We start from the raw sequence: 14,902 nt of genomic DNA, 5'->3' as shown, positions 1-14,902 counted from the left end.
GTGTAGCTGCTGGTCTTGACGCGGATGCCGCGCTTCAGGCCTTCTTCACCCAGGTAAGCGCCCCACGACCAGGCGGCAACCATCAGGTGGATCTTGTTGCCCTTGGGGCTGACGCCGAGTTTTTCGGAGCCGATCCAGGTGAGCGGGCGCAGGTAGCAGCTCTCCAGCTTGTTTTCGCGCACCACGGTGCGCTGGGCTTCCATCACCTGCTCCATGCTGAACGGGATCTTCATGCGCAGGATCTTGGCGCTGTTGAACAGACGCTCGGTGTGCTCGCGCAGGCGAAAGATGGCCGTGCCCTTGACCGTGTTGTAGGCCCGCACACCTTCGAAGGCACCGCAGCCGTAGTGCAGCGTGTGCGAGAGCACGTGGATCTTGGCGTCGCGCCACTCCACCAGCTCGCCATCCATCCAGATCTTCCCGTCGCGGTCGGCCATTGACATGGCAAGCTCCTGTGTGCCTCGCAAAAATGCGATCAAGAGCGCGATTTTAGGGCGTGGGCGCTTGCACTTCAGGTTCAGGCCGGGTCAGCTGCCAGCTTTGCAGCTTGGCGCCGTGGAACACCAGGCTCACGCGGCTGTCCCCGTCGTCGACCCAGGCCCAGGTTTCCGGGCTGTCGTTGACGCGCTCGCCCAGGCTCTGGGTGAGAGCGATCACCTGCATCAGCGTCAAGCCGGGTTTGAGCTTGGCGTTGAGCATCACCGCGCTGTCGACCCGGCCCTTGGGCGCGGTCGCGGCGGTTTTCATCGCCCGCATGGCGCGGCTGAATTGCAGCAGCAGCCAGAACACGACGACCGAAATGGCCATCACCACACCCGGCCAGCCGTAGCCCCACCAGCCGGCGGCGACGGCCAGCGCGGCCAACCCCCATCCCACGATTGCATTCATGGGGCGGATGGTAGTGGCGCAGCCGCGTGCTGCGGCTGCGTGGTTCCCGCAATCGGCAAGTGAGACCCATCTTCGGCCCCTTGCGTTGGGTGACGATTCAGTGGCGACGCGGGTGGAAACGGATCGGCTGGGCCTCGGCTGGCGAGGGAGGTGCCTTGGCCGAGCCACGGTCGCAGCCATTGCAGCCGCAGGCATTGCCGTCTTGTGCGGCTTGCGCCAGTCGACGCTTGATCGGCGCTGGCCACGGCGCCATCGCCAGGCGCGCCGCCAGCGAGCGCCGCCAGCTCAAAGGCAACAAGGCCCACACGGCGTAAAACGTGCAAGCCATAACGATCAGGCCGACGAGCAGGTTCTGCATGACACGTCCTCTCTTTCTTTCGTACTCGGTCAGGCGCTCAGCCACAAGGTGACGCGGAAGGTCACGAAGGCCGCCAGATAGGCCAGCCCGAACAGGTAGGCCGCCATGATCAGCGGGTAGCGCCACGAGTTGGTCTCGCGCTTCACCACCGCCAGCGTGGCCAGGCACTGCGGCGCGAACACAAACCACGCGATCAGCGCATAGGCAGTGGCCAGCGACCAGGTCTGCGCGATCACCGGCAGCAGCTTCTCGGTCACCTGGTCTTCGGCGCCTGAGAGTGCGTAGACCGTGCCCAGCGCGCCCACCGCCACCTCGCGTGCGGCGAGGCCGGGCACGAGCGCGATCGAGATCTGCCAGTTGAATCCGATCGGCGCAAAGATGACCTGCAAGGCCTGGCCCAACTGCCCGGCGTAGCTGTACTGGATGGCCGCGCCGGTGGCGGCGTCGGGAGCGCCCGGGTAGCTGGCCAGGAACCACAACAACACCGTCAGCGCAAAGATGATGCCGCCCACCCGGCGCAGGAAGATGCGCGCCCGCTCCCACAGGCCGATGGCGAGGTTGCGCAAGTTGGGCCAGCGGTAGGGTGGCAGCTCCAGCATCAGCGGCTGGTAGCTGCTCTTGCTCCACACCCGCTTGAGAAACCAGGCGACGGCCATCGCTGACACCACGCCGCCCACATACAAGCCAAACAGCGTGATGCCTTGCAGGTTGAACGGGCCGACCTCCCGGCTGGGCACGAAGGCGGCGATCAGCAACGCATACACCGGCAGGCGCGCCGAACACGTCATCAGCGGCGCCACCATGATGGTGGCCAGCCGGTCGCGCCAGTTCGGGATGGTGCGCGCCGCCATGATCCCGGGGATGGCGCAGGCAAAGCTGGAAAGCAGCGGGATGAACGCGCGGCCCGAGAGCCCCACCTTGCCCATCACCGTGTCGAGCAGGAAGGCGGCGCGCGGCAGGTAGCCCGAGTCTTCAAGCAGCAAGATGAAAAAGAACAGGATCAGGATCTGCGGCAGGAAGACCAGCACGCCGCCGACGCCCGCCACGATGCCATCGACCAGCAGGCTGCGCAGCGCGCCGTCGGCCATGTGCGCGGTGATCTGGCCACCGACCCAGGCCACGCCCGCTTCGATGGCGTCCATCGGCCACGCGGCCCAGGCAAACACCGCCTGGAAGATCAGGAACAGCAGCACCGCCAGCATCATCAAGCCCCACACCGGGTGCATCACGATGGCGTCGAGCCGGTGGTTGAAGCGCTTGAACTGCATGGCACCCGGGGCGACGAGCGCGAGGATGCGGCGCACCTCGCGCTGCAGTTGTGCCGGGCTGGTGGCGGCGTCGGTGGCGACCGTTTGGGCCGGCCACCCGGCCTGCTGATCCAGCTGCGCCAGCAAGGCGGCGTGGCCCTGGCTTTGCACGGCCACGGTTTCCACCACCGGCATGCCGAGTTCGTTGCTGAGCCGGGCCACGTCGATCTGCAGCCCGCGGGCGCGCGCCACGTCGGCCATGTTGAGCGAGAGCACCATCGGCCGGCCCAGGCGCTTGAGTTCCAGCACCAGGCGCAGGTTCATCGGCAGGTTGGTGGCGTCGACCACCGCCACGATGGCGTCGGGCGCGGGTTCGTCGGCGCGCTGACCGAGCACCACGTCGCGCGTGATCGTTTCGTCAGGCGTCGACGGCGTGAGGCTGTAGGCGCCGGGCAGGTCGATCACCGACACCGTGCGGCCGCTTTTCAGCGTGGTGCTGCCGACCTTGCGCTCGACGGTGACGCCGGCGTAGTTGGCGACTTTCTGGCGCGCGCCGGTCAGCAGGTTGAACAGCGCCGTCTTGCCGCAGTTCGGGTTGCCGACGAGCGCGATGCGCAGGGCTTCTGTGCTCATGGCTCCGACACCTCCACGCACTGCGCCTCGACCTGGCGCAGGGCAAACAGCGTTTCGCCGATCTGCACCGCCAGCGGCTCGCGCCCGCCGGGGCCCCGGCGCAGCACCTGCACCGGCTCGCCGGGCAAGAAGCCCAGCTCGGCCAGGCGGTGCAGCATCTGCGCATCGGCCTGGGCCGAACCTGAACTCACACCCGTCACGATGGCTGGGGCGCCATTGGGTAGATCAGACAAACGGGGGGAAGACATGGGCGCATCCGCGGTGAGCAAGATGCGAATGATAATGAATCTTATCTGCGTGGGTGGATTTTTGGTGGTGAGGCCTTTTGCAAGCGTTCCGTCATTCCCGCGCTGGCGGGAATCCAGCATGCCGGCATGCGCGCCAACCCGTGCGCCTGCCAACAGATTCACCGCCAAGGCGCAAAGGTCGCCAAGGTCTCAAAGGAAGAGAAAGCTCGCGGGATTCTTGGCGGCCTTTGCGTTCTTTGCGCCTTGGCGGTCCAGAAACGGTGCCCTGACTCCAACCTGGATTCCCGCCTGCGCGGGAATGACGGCGGTGAGCACGCCGCGTGCCGGCTGGCGAGGGGTTCAGAGACTGCGCGCCAGGTCGATGGCCTGCTCGATCCGCTCGACCGAATGAATGGTCAACCCCTCGATCGGCTTCTTGGGCGCATTCGCCTTGGGCACCACCGCCACGCTGAAGCCCAGCTTGGCAGCTTCTTTCAAACGCTCCTGCCCACGTGGCGCGGGGCGCACCTCGCCCGCCAGGCCGACTTCGCCGAAGGCGATGAAACCGCGCGGCAGCGGCCGCCCGCGCAGCGAGCTTTGAATCGCCAGCATCACCGCCAGGTCGGCCGCCGGCTCGCTGATGCGCACGCCGCCGACCGCGTTGACGAACACGTCCTGGTCCATGCAGGCGATGCCGGCGTGGCGGTGCATCACCGCCAGCATCATGGCCAGGCGGTCGCGGTCCAGGCCCACGGAGAGCCGCCGCGGGCTGGGGCCGCCCGAGTCGACCAGGGACTGGATCTCCACCAGCATCGGCCGTGTGCCTTCCAGCGTGACCAGCACGCACGAGCCCGGCACCGGGTCGCCGTGGGTCGACCAGAAGTTCGCGCTCGGGTTGGCGACGCCCTTCAAGCCCTTTTCGGTCATGGCAAATACGCCGATCTCGTTGACCGCGCCAAAGCGGTTCTTGATCGCGCGCACGAGGCGAAAGCTGGTGTGCGTGTCGCCCTCGAAATACAGCACCGTGTCGACAATGTGCTCCAGCACACGCGGGCCGGCCAGTGCGCCGTCTTTCGTCACGTGACCCACGAGGATGATGGCCGTGCCGCTGCTCTTGGCGATGCGCGTGAGCTGCGCCGCGCACTCGCGCACCTGCGCCACCGAACCGGGGGCCGAGGTGAGCTGGTCGCTGTAGACGGTCTGGATCGAGTCGATCACGCACACCGCCGGCTGCTCGGCCTTGATGGTGGCGCTGATCTTCTCGAGCTGGATCTCGGCGATCACGCGCACCTTGGAGCCGTCGAGCCCGAGGCGGCGTGAGCGCAGCGCAACCTGCGCGCCCGACTCTTCGCCGGTCACGTACAAGGTGCGCAGATTGCGCGAGAGCGAATCGAGCGCTTGCAGGAGCAGCGTCGACTTGCCGATGCCCGGGTCGCCGCCGATCAGCACCACACCACCGGCCACCATGCCGCCGCCCAGCACCCGGTCGAGTTCGTCAATGCCGGTGGGCTGGCGGTCGACGTCGGAGGCTTCGATCTCGCTCAGAGTCGCCACCGGTTGCGCGGCAGCAAGCGCCTGGTAACGGTGTTTCGACGGCGCGTCGGCCACCGATTCGACCAGGGTGTTCCAGGCGTTGCAGCTGGGGCACTTGCCCAGCCACTTGGGGCTGGTGCCCCCGCATTCGTTGCAGGTGTAGATGGATTTGGGTTTGCTCACCCGGCGACTGTAGCCGCGGGGGTAGCTCGCCTGGTGAGCCTGCGCCACAGGGTCGACAACCAGCCGCGCAAGCAAGGGTCGCGCTCGAAACGCAGCCACACGTCTTGCTCGGCGCCGATCAGCGTGCCCTGGCTGCGCCGCAGCTCGAAGCACTGGCCGTGGTGCAAGAAGTGGTCGATCAAATCATTGCGCTGGGTGATCCAGACCCTGCCTGACACCACACGCACCCGGGTCGTCGCCTGCTCCCAGGCGATGACTTCGCCTTGGCTGAGCTTGAGGGTGACGGGGGGTGTGAAGCGAACCATGGCGGCCTCCGTGGGGGTCTGTTTCTGGGAGTCCAGTGTTCCGGTTCCAGGTCGGCCCCACCACATCCAGCCCTCGCCAAACTGCAGCAGCACAGATGCGCCAAACGGCATCTGTGATGGTGACAACTGGCGACGTCTGTGCCTGTCACATCGGCCGCCCGACGTTCACAATCTGCGCCATGGACACCCCCGTCGACGCCGGCTTTCCCCTCTACCACCGCGTGGCGGGCGAGTTGGCTCAGGCCATCCAGGGGGGCAGCCTGCGCACTGGCGACCGCTTGCCCTCTGTACGCCAGCTCTGCCAGCAGCACGGCGTGAGCGCGTCCACGATCACGCTCGCCTACCGCTGGCTGGAGAACCAGGCCCTGGTCGAAGCGCGGCCCAAATCGGGGTATTTCGTGGCACCACGCCACCAGCCATTGCCTGAGCCCGAGATCGACACCCGCATGGGCCGGCCCGGTTTTGTGACCGCCGACGACCTGACGCGCGAGTTTCTGTACGGCAACGACGACCCGCTCGCCGCGCCTTCGTTCTGCCCGATGCCGGCTCGCTCGCTGCTGCCCGAGGCCAAGCTGCGCCACCTGCTGGCGCGCATGAACCGGCTGCACCCGGAGTTCGCCTCGCGTTACACCATCACCGGCAGCCCGGCGCTGCGGCAGGAGATCGCACGCCGCAGCGTGGGCGCCGGTGTGCGGCTGCGGCCCGAAGACATCATCCTCACCAATGGCGGCACCGAGGCCATCTTTCTGGCGCTGCGCTCGGCTGCCCAGGTGGGCGACACCATCGCGGTCGAGTCGCCCTGCTATTGGATGCTGCTGGAGATCATCCGCAGCCTGGGCATGCGCTCGATCGAGATCCCGACCCACCCGCGCGAAGGCATCTCGGTCGAAGCGCTCGACCTCGCCACCCGTCAGCGTGGCGCGGTGAAGGCCTGCGTGGTGATCCCCAACTTCAACAACCCGTTGGGCAGCCTGATGCCGCTCGAGAACAAGCGCCGCCTGGTGGCGCTCGCGGCCGAGCGCGGCTTCACCCTGGTCGAGACCGACATCTACGGTGAAACCTATTTCAGCGACGAGCGCCCGCCGGTGCTCAAGAGCTTCGACACCCAAGATGACGTGATCCTCTGCTCGGCCTTCACCAAGACGGTGGCGCCCGGTTACCGCGTGGGCTGGATGGCGCCGGGCCGGCACTTCAAGACCGCGCAGTCGCACAAGTTCCACACCTCCATCACCGGCGGCATGCTGGAGCAGGAGGTGCTCGCCGAATTCATTCGCGATGGTGGCTACGACCACCACATGCGCAAACTGCGCGCCGCGCTCAAGCAGCAAGCGCAGCAGATGGCCGATGCGGTGGCGCATTACTTTCCGGCCGGCTGCAAGCTGAGCCGGCCGCAAGGCGGCTTGATGTTGTGGATAGAACTGCCGCCGCAGGTCGATTCGCGCAAAGTCTTCGAGCAGGCGCGGCACGAACACATCGGCTGCGCGCCCGGCGCCACCTTCAGCTGCAGCTCACGCTTCGACCACTTCATCCGCGTGCACTACGGCGACCCGTGGTCGACCAAGCTCGACACCCACATCCGCCGCCTGGGCGAGATCGTCACCTCTTACCTCTGACCCGAAGACACATGGAACTCTCCACCTGGCTCGCCTTTTTTGCCGCCTCCTGGGCCATCAGCATCTCGCCCGGCGCGGGCGCCGTGGCCGCCATGAGCTCGGGCCTGAACCACGGGTTTGCGCGCGGCTACTTCATGACGCTCGGCCTGGTGCTGGGCATCTGGACGCAGGTGCTGGTGGTCGGCCTCGGCCTGGGTGCGCTGATCGCGACCTCCAGCCTGGGCTTCGCCATCGTCAAGTGGCTGGGCGTGGGCTACCTCGTGTGGCTGGGCATCAAACAGTGGCGCGCCCCGGCGGTGCCGATGGTGGCCGAGACCGGCGAGACGGTTCTCACATCGCGCCGCAGCCTGGTGCTGCGGGGCTGGATGGTGAACGCCGTCAACCCCAAAGGCACGGTGTTCCTGCTGGCCGTGGTGCCGCAGTTTCTCAACCTCTCGCAATCGCTGACCACCCAGTACGCAGTGATCGCCGCCACGCTGGGCTTCACCGACCTGGTGGTGATGGCGGGCTACACCGCGCTGGCTGCCAAGGTGCTGCGTCTGCTGAAGTCGCCCGGCCAGATCAAGGCGCTCAACCGCACCTTTGGCGGCTTGTTTGTCGCCGCAGGAGGTTTGCTGGCCTTGTTCAAGCGAACCTAGACCGGCCAGCGGAAACGTGTTGTCACAACCCGGCCCTTGAGTGCGCCGGGGGCGTGTCGAAAACAGGTCGACACGGCCTGTTGGAGACAACGACATGATGAACACGTCAGCCCAGCCCCAGAGCTTCACGACCGCCAACCCGCACGCGTTGGCGACCATCCTGGAGGCGAGCCAGACCAAGTCGATCATCGCCTCGACCGACATCTTCGACGTCTCCGGCACCAAACTCTGGGCGCGTGACCAGCCGGTCTCGCAGGCCTTGCAGCGCAAGCTGCTCGACCGCCAATTGCGACAGCCGCTCGAATCCTGCCTGCTGGCCGAAGACGGCGTGACCGCCCACTCGCTGGTGCAGTCGCTGGAGCGCCTGATCGAGCGCGACGGCCCGCTGGCCCCGCTCTTGCGCCCGCACGCCGCCAAGCTGCTGCGCGAAGCACCGCACCTGCCGCTGCACCCGGTGGTGCAGTTGCTGCTCACCGCCGGCCAGGCCTCGCGGCCCGAATCGTTCGACCACGCCTTGCAGGCGATGGCGCTCAACGGCGCATTGACCATCTCGCACGGTGGCAGCACCCAGGAGCTGCGCCTCGCGATGTTGTGCGGCCTGCTGCACGACCTGGGTGAGATGTACATCGCCCCCGAACACGGCGAGGCCGATGCCGATGGCGCACTCAGCTTCCAGTGCTACCAGCACCTGGTGGTGCACCCGCATGTGGGCAAGCTGCTGCTGCAACAACTCACCGACTACCCCTCGGCGGTGGCGCGTGCCGTGGCCGAGCACCACGAGCGGCTCGACGGCTCGGGCTACCCGAACTGCCTGCAACGCGACCAGCTTTCGTCACCAGGCCGCCAGCTCGCTGTCACCGAAGCCGTGCTCGCGGTACTGCGCGGCGACTGCCCGCAGCTCGCGCGCGCCAGCGTGGCGCTGCGCGTGGTGCCGGGTGAATTCGAGCTCGGCTGGGTCGGCCCGATCGCTTATGCGAGTGGTCTGGCGCCGGCCTTGCAGGCCAACCTCAGCCGCGATGAGATCCAGGTGCGTCTGGCCTTGCTCGACGCTGCCTTGCAAACCGCCCACGTCGGCATCGTGGCACTCGCCTCGACGGCCCAGTCGCAAGCGCTGATGGACGCGCTCGGCCTGGCCCAGCACCTGCTCGCCCGCCTGCGCAAAGGCTGGAACGCGAGTGGCCTGTGGATCGATGGCGACCTCGCCGTGCAAGACGCCGCCGAGGTCGAGGCCGTCGAGCAAGAGCTGCTCTACCGCCTGCGCGGCATCCACAGCGCCACCTTGTTGCGCGCCGGCAAGCTGCCGGCGGGTGATCTGCAAAGCCTCAAACTGCTGGGTGAACAGCTGGGAGCGTGACCACCCCGGCGCCCGGCCGCCCGAAGCCGGGGTGCGCCCCCTCGGGGGGCAGGAGCGAGCGACGTGGGGGCGTCATTTTTTTCTTCAGGACCGGGTGCATCAGGGGGCGGGGCGCGGATCGGACACTATTCGCCCCGCACCTTGGTGCGCCCGGCCTTGATCTCACCGCGCTGGCTCTTGCCGGCGAGCCGCCGCTGCTTGGAGCCATAACTCGGCTTGGTCGCCCGCCGCACCCGCGGTGGTGTGGCCACGCTGTCGACCAACTCTTGCAGCCGGCGCAGCGCGTCCTGGCGGTTCATGTCCTGGCTGCGCGAGGTCTGTGCCTTGATCACCACCACACCCTCGGCGGTGATGCGCTGGTCCGACATCGCGAGCAAGCGTTCTTTCACCGGATCGGGCAATGACGAAGCGTGGATGTTGAAACGCAGGTGGACCGCGCTCGACACCTTGTTGACGTTCTGCCCGCCCGCGCCTTGTGCGCGAATGGCGCTGAACTCGACCTCATCGGGGTTGACGGTCATGACAGCCCCCCGCCCGTCGAGTACGCCGGACGGCCCCCCGTGGGGGCCCGGGCCGGCTTGGGAGCGGCCCGGCGCTCGGCCCGGGCTGACGCTGGGTCGCTCATGCCACGCGCGTCGGCACCCGTGGCGCGAGCGCGCACATCAGCTCATAGCCCACGGTGCCGGCCGCATGGGCCACCTCGTCGATGGGCAACACCTCGCCATGCGGGCCGAGGCCCCACAGCGTGACTTCGGTGCCCACATAGGCTTGCGGCACGGGCGTCAGGTCGACGGTGATCATGTCCATCGACACCCGGCCGACGATCCGCGTGCGTACACCGTTCACCAGCACCGGCGTGCCGGTGGTGGCCGAGCGTGGGTAGCCGTCGGCATAACCGCAGGCGACGATGCCGATGCGCATGGCGCGGTCGGCGGTGAAGCTGCTGCCGTAGCCGACGGTGTCACCCACTTGCAGGAGCTGCGTGCCGATCAGGCGCGAGCGCAAGGTCATGGTCGGCTGCAGCTTCCACTGCGCAATGCTGTGGCGGGGGAAATCGGGCGACGAGCCGTACAACATGATGCCGGGGCGCACCCAGTCGCCGCGCACCTCGGCCAGCTTGGGCGCAAAACGCAGCGTGGCGGCGCTGTTGCTGATGGAGCGCTCGCCGGCCAGGTCATGCGTGGCGGCCTCGAAGGTGGCGAGCTGGTGGGCAATGCCGCGCGAGGTGTTGAGGTCGCCATCGGCGTCAGAGAGATGGGTGGTCAGCGTGATCTCGTCGACCTGCGTCAGGCCCGACAGCCGCTGCCAGGCGCTGCGAAATGCGGCCGGCGTGAAGCCCAGCCGGTTCATGCCGCTGTTCATCTTCAAGTAGACGTGGTGTGGCCAGGTGGTCTTGTGCGTGGCCAGCCAGTCGATCTGCGCCTCGTGGTGCACCACGTGCCACAGGTTCAGCCGCGAGCACAGCTCGAGGTCGCGTGCCTCGAAACAGCCCTCAAGCAGCAGGATGGGGCCGCGCCAGCCCAGGGCGCGCAGCCGTTCGGCTTCGGTCAGGTCGAGCAGCGCAAACCCGTCGGCGCCTTGCAGGCCGGCGAAGGCGCGCTCGATGCCGTGACCATAGGCGTTGGCCTTGACCACGGCCCAGACCTTGGCGTCGGGCGCGTGCTCGCGCGCACGCTTGAGGTTGTGCGCGAGCGCATCCGGGTAAACCAGGGCTTCGATGGGGCGCGGCATGGTCTCGGATTCTGCCAGCGCGGGATGACAGCCCCTCGCCTGTGGGGATGAGCGTCGGGCACGCGCGTGGGCCTCTCAGGGTGCGTGCTATAACCGCCCGGCTCCGTGCCCTGCAGCTCCCGGCGAACGAATGAAAAAAGGTTTCTACACCATCATGTCAGCGCAGTTTTTCAGCTCGCTGGCTGATAACGCGTTGTTCGTCGCTGCGGTCGAATTGCTGAGGACATCAGGCCAGCCTGAATGGCAGCGTGCCGCGTTGGTGCCGATGTTTGCGTTGTTCTACGTGATCCTGGCGCCGCTGGTGGGCGCTTTTGCCGACGCCGTGCCCAAGGGCAAGGTCATGTTCTTCTCGAACCTGATCAAGGTGGTGGGCTGTCTGATGATGCTGTTCGGCACCCACCCGCTGCTGGCCTACGCCATCGTCGGCCTGGGCGCGGCGGCTTACTCGCCCGCCAAATACGGCATCTTGACCGAGCTCCTGCCCAACTCGCAGCTGGTCAAGGCCAACGGCTGGATCGAGGGGCTGACCATCGGCTCCATCATCCTGGGTGTGTTGTTGGGCGGGCAGCTGGTCGGGGTCACGATCTCGCACCTGATGCTGCAGGTCGACCTGCCCATGTTCACCACCGGCATCGACACCGCGCCGGAAGCGGCCATCGCCTCGCTGATCCTGCTCTACGTGGTGGCGGCGCTGTTCAACCTGAAGATCCCGCGCACCGACGCCCCCTTGCAGCCGCTGTCGGGCAGCGCGGTGGTGCTGGTGCGTGATTTTTCCAACTGCAACGCGCGCCTGTGGGGCGACAAGCTGGGCCAGATCTCGCTCGGCACCACCACCTTGATCTGGGGCGTGTCGGGCAACTTCCGCTACATCGTGCTGGCCTGGGCGGCGGCGGCCCTCGGGTATGGCACCACCCAGGCCTCGGCGCTGGTCGGTGTGGTGGCGCTGGGCACGGCGGTGGGCGCGGTGGTGGCCTCGATGCGCATGCGCCTGGACCAGGCCACCAGCGTGATCCCGATGGGCATTGCGATGGGCCTGCTGGTGATCGCGATGAACTTCATCAGCAACGTCTGGACGGCGGCGCCTTTCCTGCTGGTGCTGGGCGCCATCGGCGGCTACATGGTGGTGCCGATGAATGCGTTGCTGCAACACCGCGGCCACAACCTGATGGGCGCGGGCCGCTCGATCGCGGTGCAGAACTTCAACGAACAGGCCTGCATTCTTGGCCTCGGGGCGTTCTACACCGGCATGACGAAGTTCGGCCTGTCGTCGTTCACCGCCATCACCGCCTTCGGCCTGGTGGTCGCCGCCACGATGTGGATCATCGGCCGCTGGCATGCCAGCAACTGTGTGAAGCACAAGGACGAAGTGGATCGTCTGTTGGCGCTGGCCCGCAGCGACAAGCACTGAGCTATTGACCTCCCTCCGTTCGGGCTGAGCCTGTCGAAGCCAGCGCTGTGCAGTGCGCACCCTTCCTTCGACAAGCTCAGGACGATCGGAATACAGGCTCAGGGCGAACGGATGACTTGCTCGATCGCCGCCGCCCACGGCAGCGCCAGCTTCTTGTAGCCACTGCGTGTCAGGTGGATCTCGTTGACCCAGTCGCCACTGGCGCCCGAGGTGTTCAGCTCGGCCGGCACGATGTCGATCACGCTGGTGTCGAAAAAGTGCACGTTGGGAAACCGCACCCCGTCGGCCGCGATGGCCGCCAGCGACTGGCCCAGCCGGCGCATCAACAAGGCGCTCAGCTCCACCCAGTCGAGGGTGGGGATGCCGTGGCTCACCAGCGAGGGCATCAACCACGGCCCGAGGCCAAAGCCGGCCCCGGCGGCACGCGGTGTCGGGCAGGCATAGCCGTGGATGAAGGCCGGGCAGTTCGCCGACGGCCCGGCGTCGCGCAGGCCCAGCAGGTGCTCGAAGTTCGCGCGCAAGTACATGTCGAAGGTCGCCCAGCCGTCGAGGCTGAGATAGCGCGCCGCTCCGTCGGCCACCGGGCCCCACTCGGTGCTGGGCAAGAGCAGGCGCTGGGCGTTGGGCACGCCGGGGCCAGTGGCTTTGAGGGCGTCGATCAGGTCGTTGCCGCCGCACGAGAGCAGCAGACCGTCCCAGATGCGGGCGCGTTTGCCGCACAGCAGCTGCACGAACACCGGGTCGCTGTTCATCTCGACCATGTGCGACAGGGTGTCGCCGGGGTAGGCGCAGTTGACGGCGCAGGCGAATTGCTCGAACTGCATCTGGAACAGGAGGTTGGCGTTTTGGCCCGGGTTCAGCGTGCTCAGCGTGAACCACGAGTCGCCTTCGGCGAGAAAGCGGTAGGCCGCGTAGCTCAGGTCGGGTGGCACGCCCGACGACAGCTCGTCGGGGGAGAAGACGTCAAGCGGTTTCATGCGGCGTGCTCCAGGAGCCTGAGGGCACCTTAGGCCCCGCCGCGTGGTGGCGCAATCCAACGAACTTGGGGGCGCAGCGACAATCGCGCGGTGTTTTCGTCTCCCAGCCTCCTGCCCGCCCTCGCCCTGATGCTCAACGCCCTGGTCTGGGGTGTGTCGTGGTGGCCGTTTCGCCAGCTGCAGGCGCAGGGCCTGCACCCGCTGTGGGCCACGGTGCTGATCTACCTGGTGGCGGTGGCGGTGATCGGCCTGGCCCGCCCGCGTGCGTTTGGCCAGGTGCTGCGCACACCGGCCCTGTGGGTGCTGGTGTTCGCGGCGGGCACCACCAACGCAGCGTTCAACTGGGGTGTGGCCATCGGCGACGTCGTGCGGGTGGTGCTGCTGTTCTATCTGATGCCACTCTGGGTGGTGGTGCTGGCGCGGCTGCTGCTGAAGGAGTCGCTCAGCGCGATGGCCGCCGTGCGTGTGCTGCTGGCGCTGGCCGGTGCCGTCATCGTGTTGTGGCCCGAGGGTGGGCAGGGCTGGCCCTTGCCACGCTCGCTGCCCGACTGGCTGGGGGTGCTGGGGGGCTTCTCGTTTGCGCTCAATAACGTGATGCTGCGGCGTGAGGCCAGGCGCTCCGAAGAGAGCCGTGCCCTGGCCATGTTCCTCGGGGGTGTGCTGGTGGCCGGCAGCCTGGCCACGGTGCTTGGGCTGCAAGGCCAGGCTCCCTGGCCGCCCGCGCCCTCCTTCGGCTGGGTGACGATGGCGCTGGTGCTCAGCGCGTTTTTCTTGCTCAGCAACGCGGCGCTGCAATACGGCGCGGCGCGGCTGCCGGCCAATGTGGCTTCGGTGGTCATGCTGACCGAGGTGCTGTTTGCTTCGGCCTCGGCGCTGTGGCTGGGTGGTGGGGTGATGACGGTTGCGCTGGCGCTGGGCGGCGGCTTGATCCTGCTGGCGGCGCTGTTGTCGACCTTCGATCGCTCAGCCGCGCATGCCTGAGCTTCAGACGAGCACAGGATCGAGCTGGCGCAGCGTGGCCACGAACTCGTCTTCCATCAACGGCTTGGTGAGGTAGGCGTCGCAGCCGGCGAGGTCGCCGCGCACCCGATCCATCGAGCCGCTGCGGCCGGTCACCATCAACACGGCCGGGGTGATGCCGCCGGGGTGCTCTCGGCGCCGCTTGATGTGCTGGCACACGGCAAACCCGTCCACGCTGCCTTCGGGGCCCAGCCCCACGTCGAGAAACACCAGAGAAAACGCCTGCGAGGCCAGCCGCTCCAGCGCCTGCGCGGCATCGTGGGCCAGATGCACGCGGTAGCCCAGGCCCTGCAGGCGGGTCTGCAAGAACTTGAGGGCGACACGGCTGTCGTCGACCACCAGCACGTCTTTGGCGGGCCGGCCGTCGGCGCCCATCAGCGCGCTCGGGCCGGAGCTGACCCAGTCGTTGGTTTCCGCAGGCTCGTCGAGGCTGGCAAGGCGCTGCTCGAGCAGCAGGTCGAGCTCGCGCACGATGTGGGTTGGCTCGATGGGCCGGGGCAACCAGGCCACCGAGCCGGTGGGCGCGGCGGAGCCGATGAAGATGGTGTCTTGCAGGCGCCGCGCATCGCGCACCGCGCACACATCGGCCGCGTGGTCGGCATCGGCAATGATGAAGTCGCTCTCGGCCGGGCTGGCTGCTTGCACGTAGGCGGGGGCGCGCTCTTGCGCCAGGCGGAAAAACGAGGCCATCGCGCGGCGCTCAAAATCGCTGAAGCCTTGCAGCGCGACGGTGTAGCGCATCGGTATGCGCTCGGTCATAGGCTCTTCCGGTGATGGCGGTGAGCGC

At 67.5% G+C, this 14,902-nt stretch carries 16 protein-coding genes; 5 read left to right on the top strand and 11 right to left on the bottom strand.

The genetic code is table 11. From position 1 onward, the window contains the following. The 7 genes from RMO40_RS19750 to RMO40_RS19720 form a co-directional block, all read right to left on the bottom strand. The coding region (locus RMO40_RS19750) for an aminotransferase class IV (protein WP_309725017.1) at positions 1 to 443 on the bottom strand (443 nt) is incomplete at its 3' end. 46 nt (positions 444 to 489) lie between these two features. Then, positions 490 to 888, bottom strand: coding sequence for a hypothetical protein (locus tag RMO40_RS19745; protein ID WP_309725015.1), 399 nt, complete (start codon positions 886 to 888; stop codon positions 490 to 492). A 97-nt stretch (positions 889 to 985) separates the two neighbouring features. Then, positions 986 to 1,246, bottom strand: a complete 261-nt coding sequence (locus RMO40_RS19740; RefSeq protein WP_309725012.1) for a DUF6587 family protein — start codon at positions 1,244 to 1,246, stop codon at positions 986 to 988. A gap of 29 nt (positions 1,247 to 1,275) precedes the next feature. Beyond that, positions 1,276 to 3,126 carry a FeoB small GTPase domain-containing protein gene (gene feoB / locus RMO40_RS19735; RefSeq protein WP_309725010.1) on the bottom strand — a complete coding sequence of 617 codons (1,851 nt, stop codon included), beginning with the start codon at positions 3,124 to 3,126 and terminating at the stop codon, positions 1,276 to 1,278. After that, entirely contained in the window at positions 3,123 to 3,374 is a 252-nt protein-coding gene (locus RMO40_RS19730) for a FeoA domain-containing protein (RefSeq protein ID WP_309725008.1), read from the bottom strand. The genes feoB and RMO40_RS19730 overlap by 4 nt, the downstream gene beginning before the upstream one ends. Positions 3,375 to 3,713: 339 nt before the next feature. Continuing rightward, positions 3,714 to 5,069: a DNA repair protein RadA gene (gene radA / locus RMO40_RS19725; RefSeq protein WP_309725006.1), complete on the bottom strand. Its 1,356-nt coding sequence runs from the start codon at positions 5,067 to 5,069 to the stop codon at positions 3,714 to 3,716. Then, on the bottom strand, positions 5,066 to 5,374 hold the full coding sequence (locus RMO40_RS19720) for a DUF2917 domain-containing protein (protein WP_309725004.1): 309 nt from the start codon (positions 5,372 to 5,374) through the stop codon (positions 5,066 to 5,068). Before RMO40_RS19720 ends, radA begins: the two co-directional genes overlap by 4 nt. A gap of 179 nt (positions 5,375 to 5,553) precedes the next feature. Here RMO40_RS19720 and RMO40_RS19715 point away from each other — a divergent pair, with 179 nt between their 5' ends. The 3 genes from RMO40_RS19715 to RMO40_RS19705 all read left to right on the top strand — a co-directional run bounded on the left by RMO40_RS19715 (position 5,554) and on the right by RMO40_RS19705 (position 8,979). Continuing rightward, positions 5,554 to 6,987 (top strand): PLP-dependent aminotransferase family protein, encoded by a 1,434-nt coding sequence (locus RMO40_RS19715; protein ID WP_309725003.1) that lies wholly within the window; start codon positions 5,554 to 5,556, stop codon positions 6,985 to 6,987. Between the two features lie 11 nt (positions 6,988 to 6,998). Next, positions 6,999 to 7,625 carry a LysE family transporter gene (locus tag RMO40_RS19710; RefSeq protein ID WP_309725001.1) on the top strand — a complete coding sequence of 209 codons (627 nt, stop codon included), beginning with the start codon at positions 6,999 to 7,001 and terminating at the stop codon, positions 7,623 to 7,625. A gap of 94 nt (positions 7,626 to 7,719) precedes the next feature. Beyond that, positions 7,720 to 8,979 (top strand): HD domain-containing phosphohydrolase, encoded by a 1,260-nt coding sequence (locus tag RMO40_RS19705; RefSeq protein ID WP_309725000.1) that lies wholly within the window; start codon positions 7,720 to 7,722, stop codon positions 8,977 to 8,979. Positions 8,980 to 9,104: 125 nt separating this feature from the next. Here the strand turns inward: RMO40_RS19705 and arfB are convergent, their stop codons facing one another. Further along, a complete protein-coding gene (gene arfB, locus RMO40_RS19700; RefSeq protein WP_309724998.1) occupies positions 9,105 to 9,500 on the bottom strand; it encodes an alternative ribosome rescue aminoacyl-tRNA hydrolase ArfB in 396 nt (131 codons plus the stop codon). A gap of 100 nt (positions 9,501 to 9,600) precedes the next feature. Next, the gene (gene alr, locus RMO40_RS19695) at positions 9,601 to 10,710 is read right to left on the bottom strand and encodes an alanine racemase (protein WP_309724995.1); all 1,110 of its coding nucleotides are present in this window, start codon (positions 10,708 to 10,710) and stop codon (positions 9,601 to 9,603) included. Between the two features lie 130 nt (positions 10,711 to 10,840). Here alr and lplT point away from each other — a divergent pair, with 130 nt between their 5' ends. Further along, the gene (gene lplT / locus RMO40_RS19690; RefSeq protein WP_309724993.1) at positions 10,841 to 12,118 is read left to right on the top strand and encodes a lysophospholipid transporter LplT; all 1,278 of its coding nucleotides are present in this window, start codon (positions 10,841 to 10,843) and stop codon (positions 12,116 to 12,118) included. A gap of 98 nt (positions 12,119 to 12,216) precedes the next feature. Here lplT and RMO40_RS19685 read toward each other — a convergent pair whose 3' ends face one another. Beyond that, positions 12,217 to 13,095, bottom strand: a complete 879-nt coding sequence (locus RMO40_RS19685) for a hypothetical protein (protein ID WP_309724989.1) — start codon at positions 13,093 to 13,095, stop codon at positions 12,217 to 12,219. A 129-nt stretch (positions 13,096 to 13,224) separates the two neighbouring features. Here RMO40_RS19685 and RMO40_RS19680 point away from each other — a divergent pair, with 129 nt between their 5' ends. Next, complete coding sequence (locus RMO40_RS19680; protein ID WP_489660201.1) at positions 13,225 to 14,076, top strand: DMT family transporter; 852 nt, start codon at positions 13,225 to 13,227, stop codon at positions 14,074 to 14,076. 3 nt (positions 14,077 to 14,079) lie between these two features. Here RMO40_RS19680 and RMO40_RS19675 read toward each other — a convergent pair whose 3' ends face one another. Next, a complete protein-coding gene (locus RMO40_RS19675; protein ID WP_309724985.1) occupies positions 14,080 to 14,874 on the bottom strand; it encodes a response regulator in 795 nt (264 codons plus the stop codon). Positions 14,875 to 14,902 lie beyond the last annotated feature (28 nt).

The sequence above is a fragment of the Rhizobacter sp. genome, assembly GCF_031412075.1.
Classification (GTDB): domain Bacteria; phylum Pseudomonadota; class Gammaproteobacteria; order Burkholderiales; family Burkholderiaceae_C; genus Rhizobacter.
Note: the sequence above shows the minus strand (reverse complement) of the source record. Positions and strands in the feature narration are given on the sequence as shown.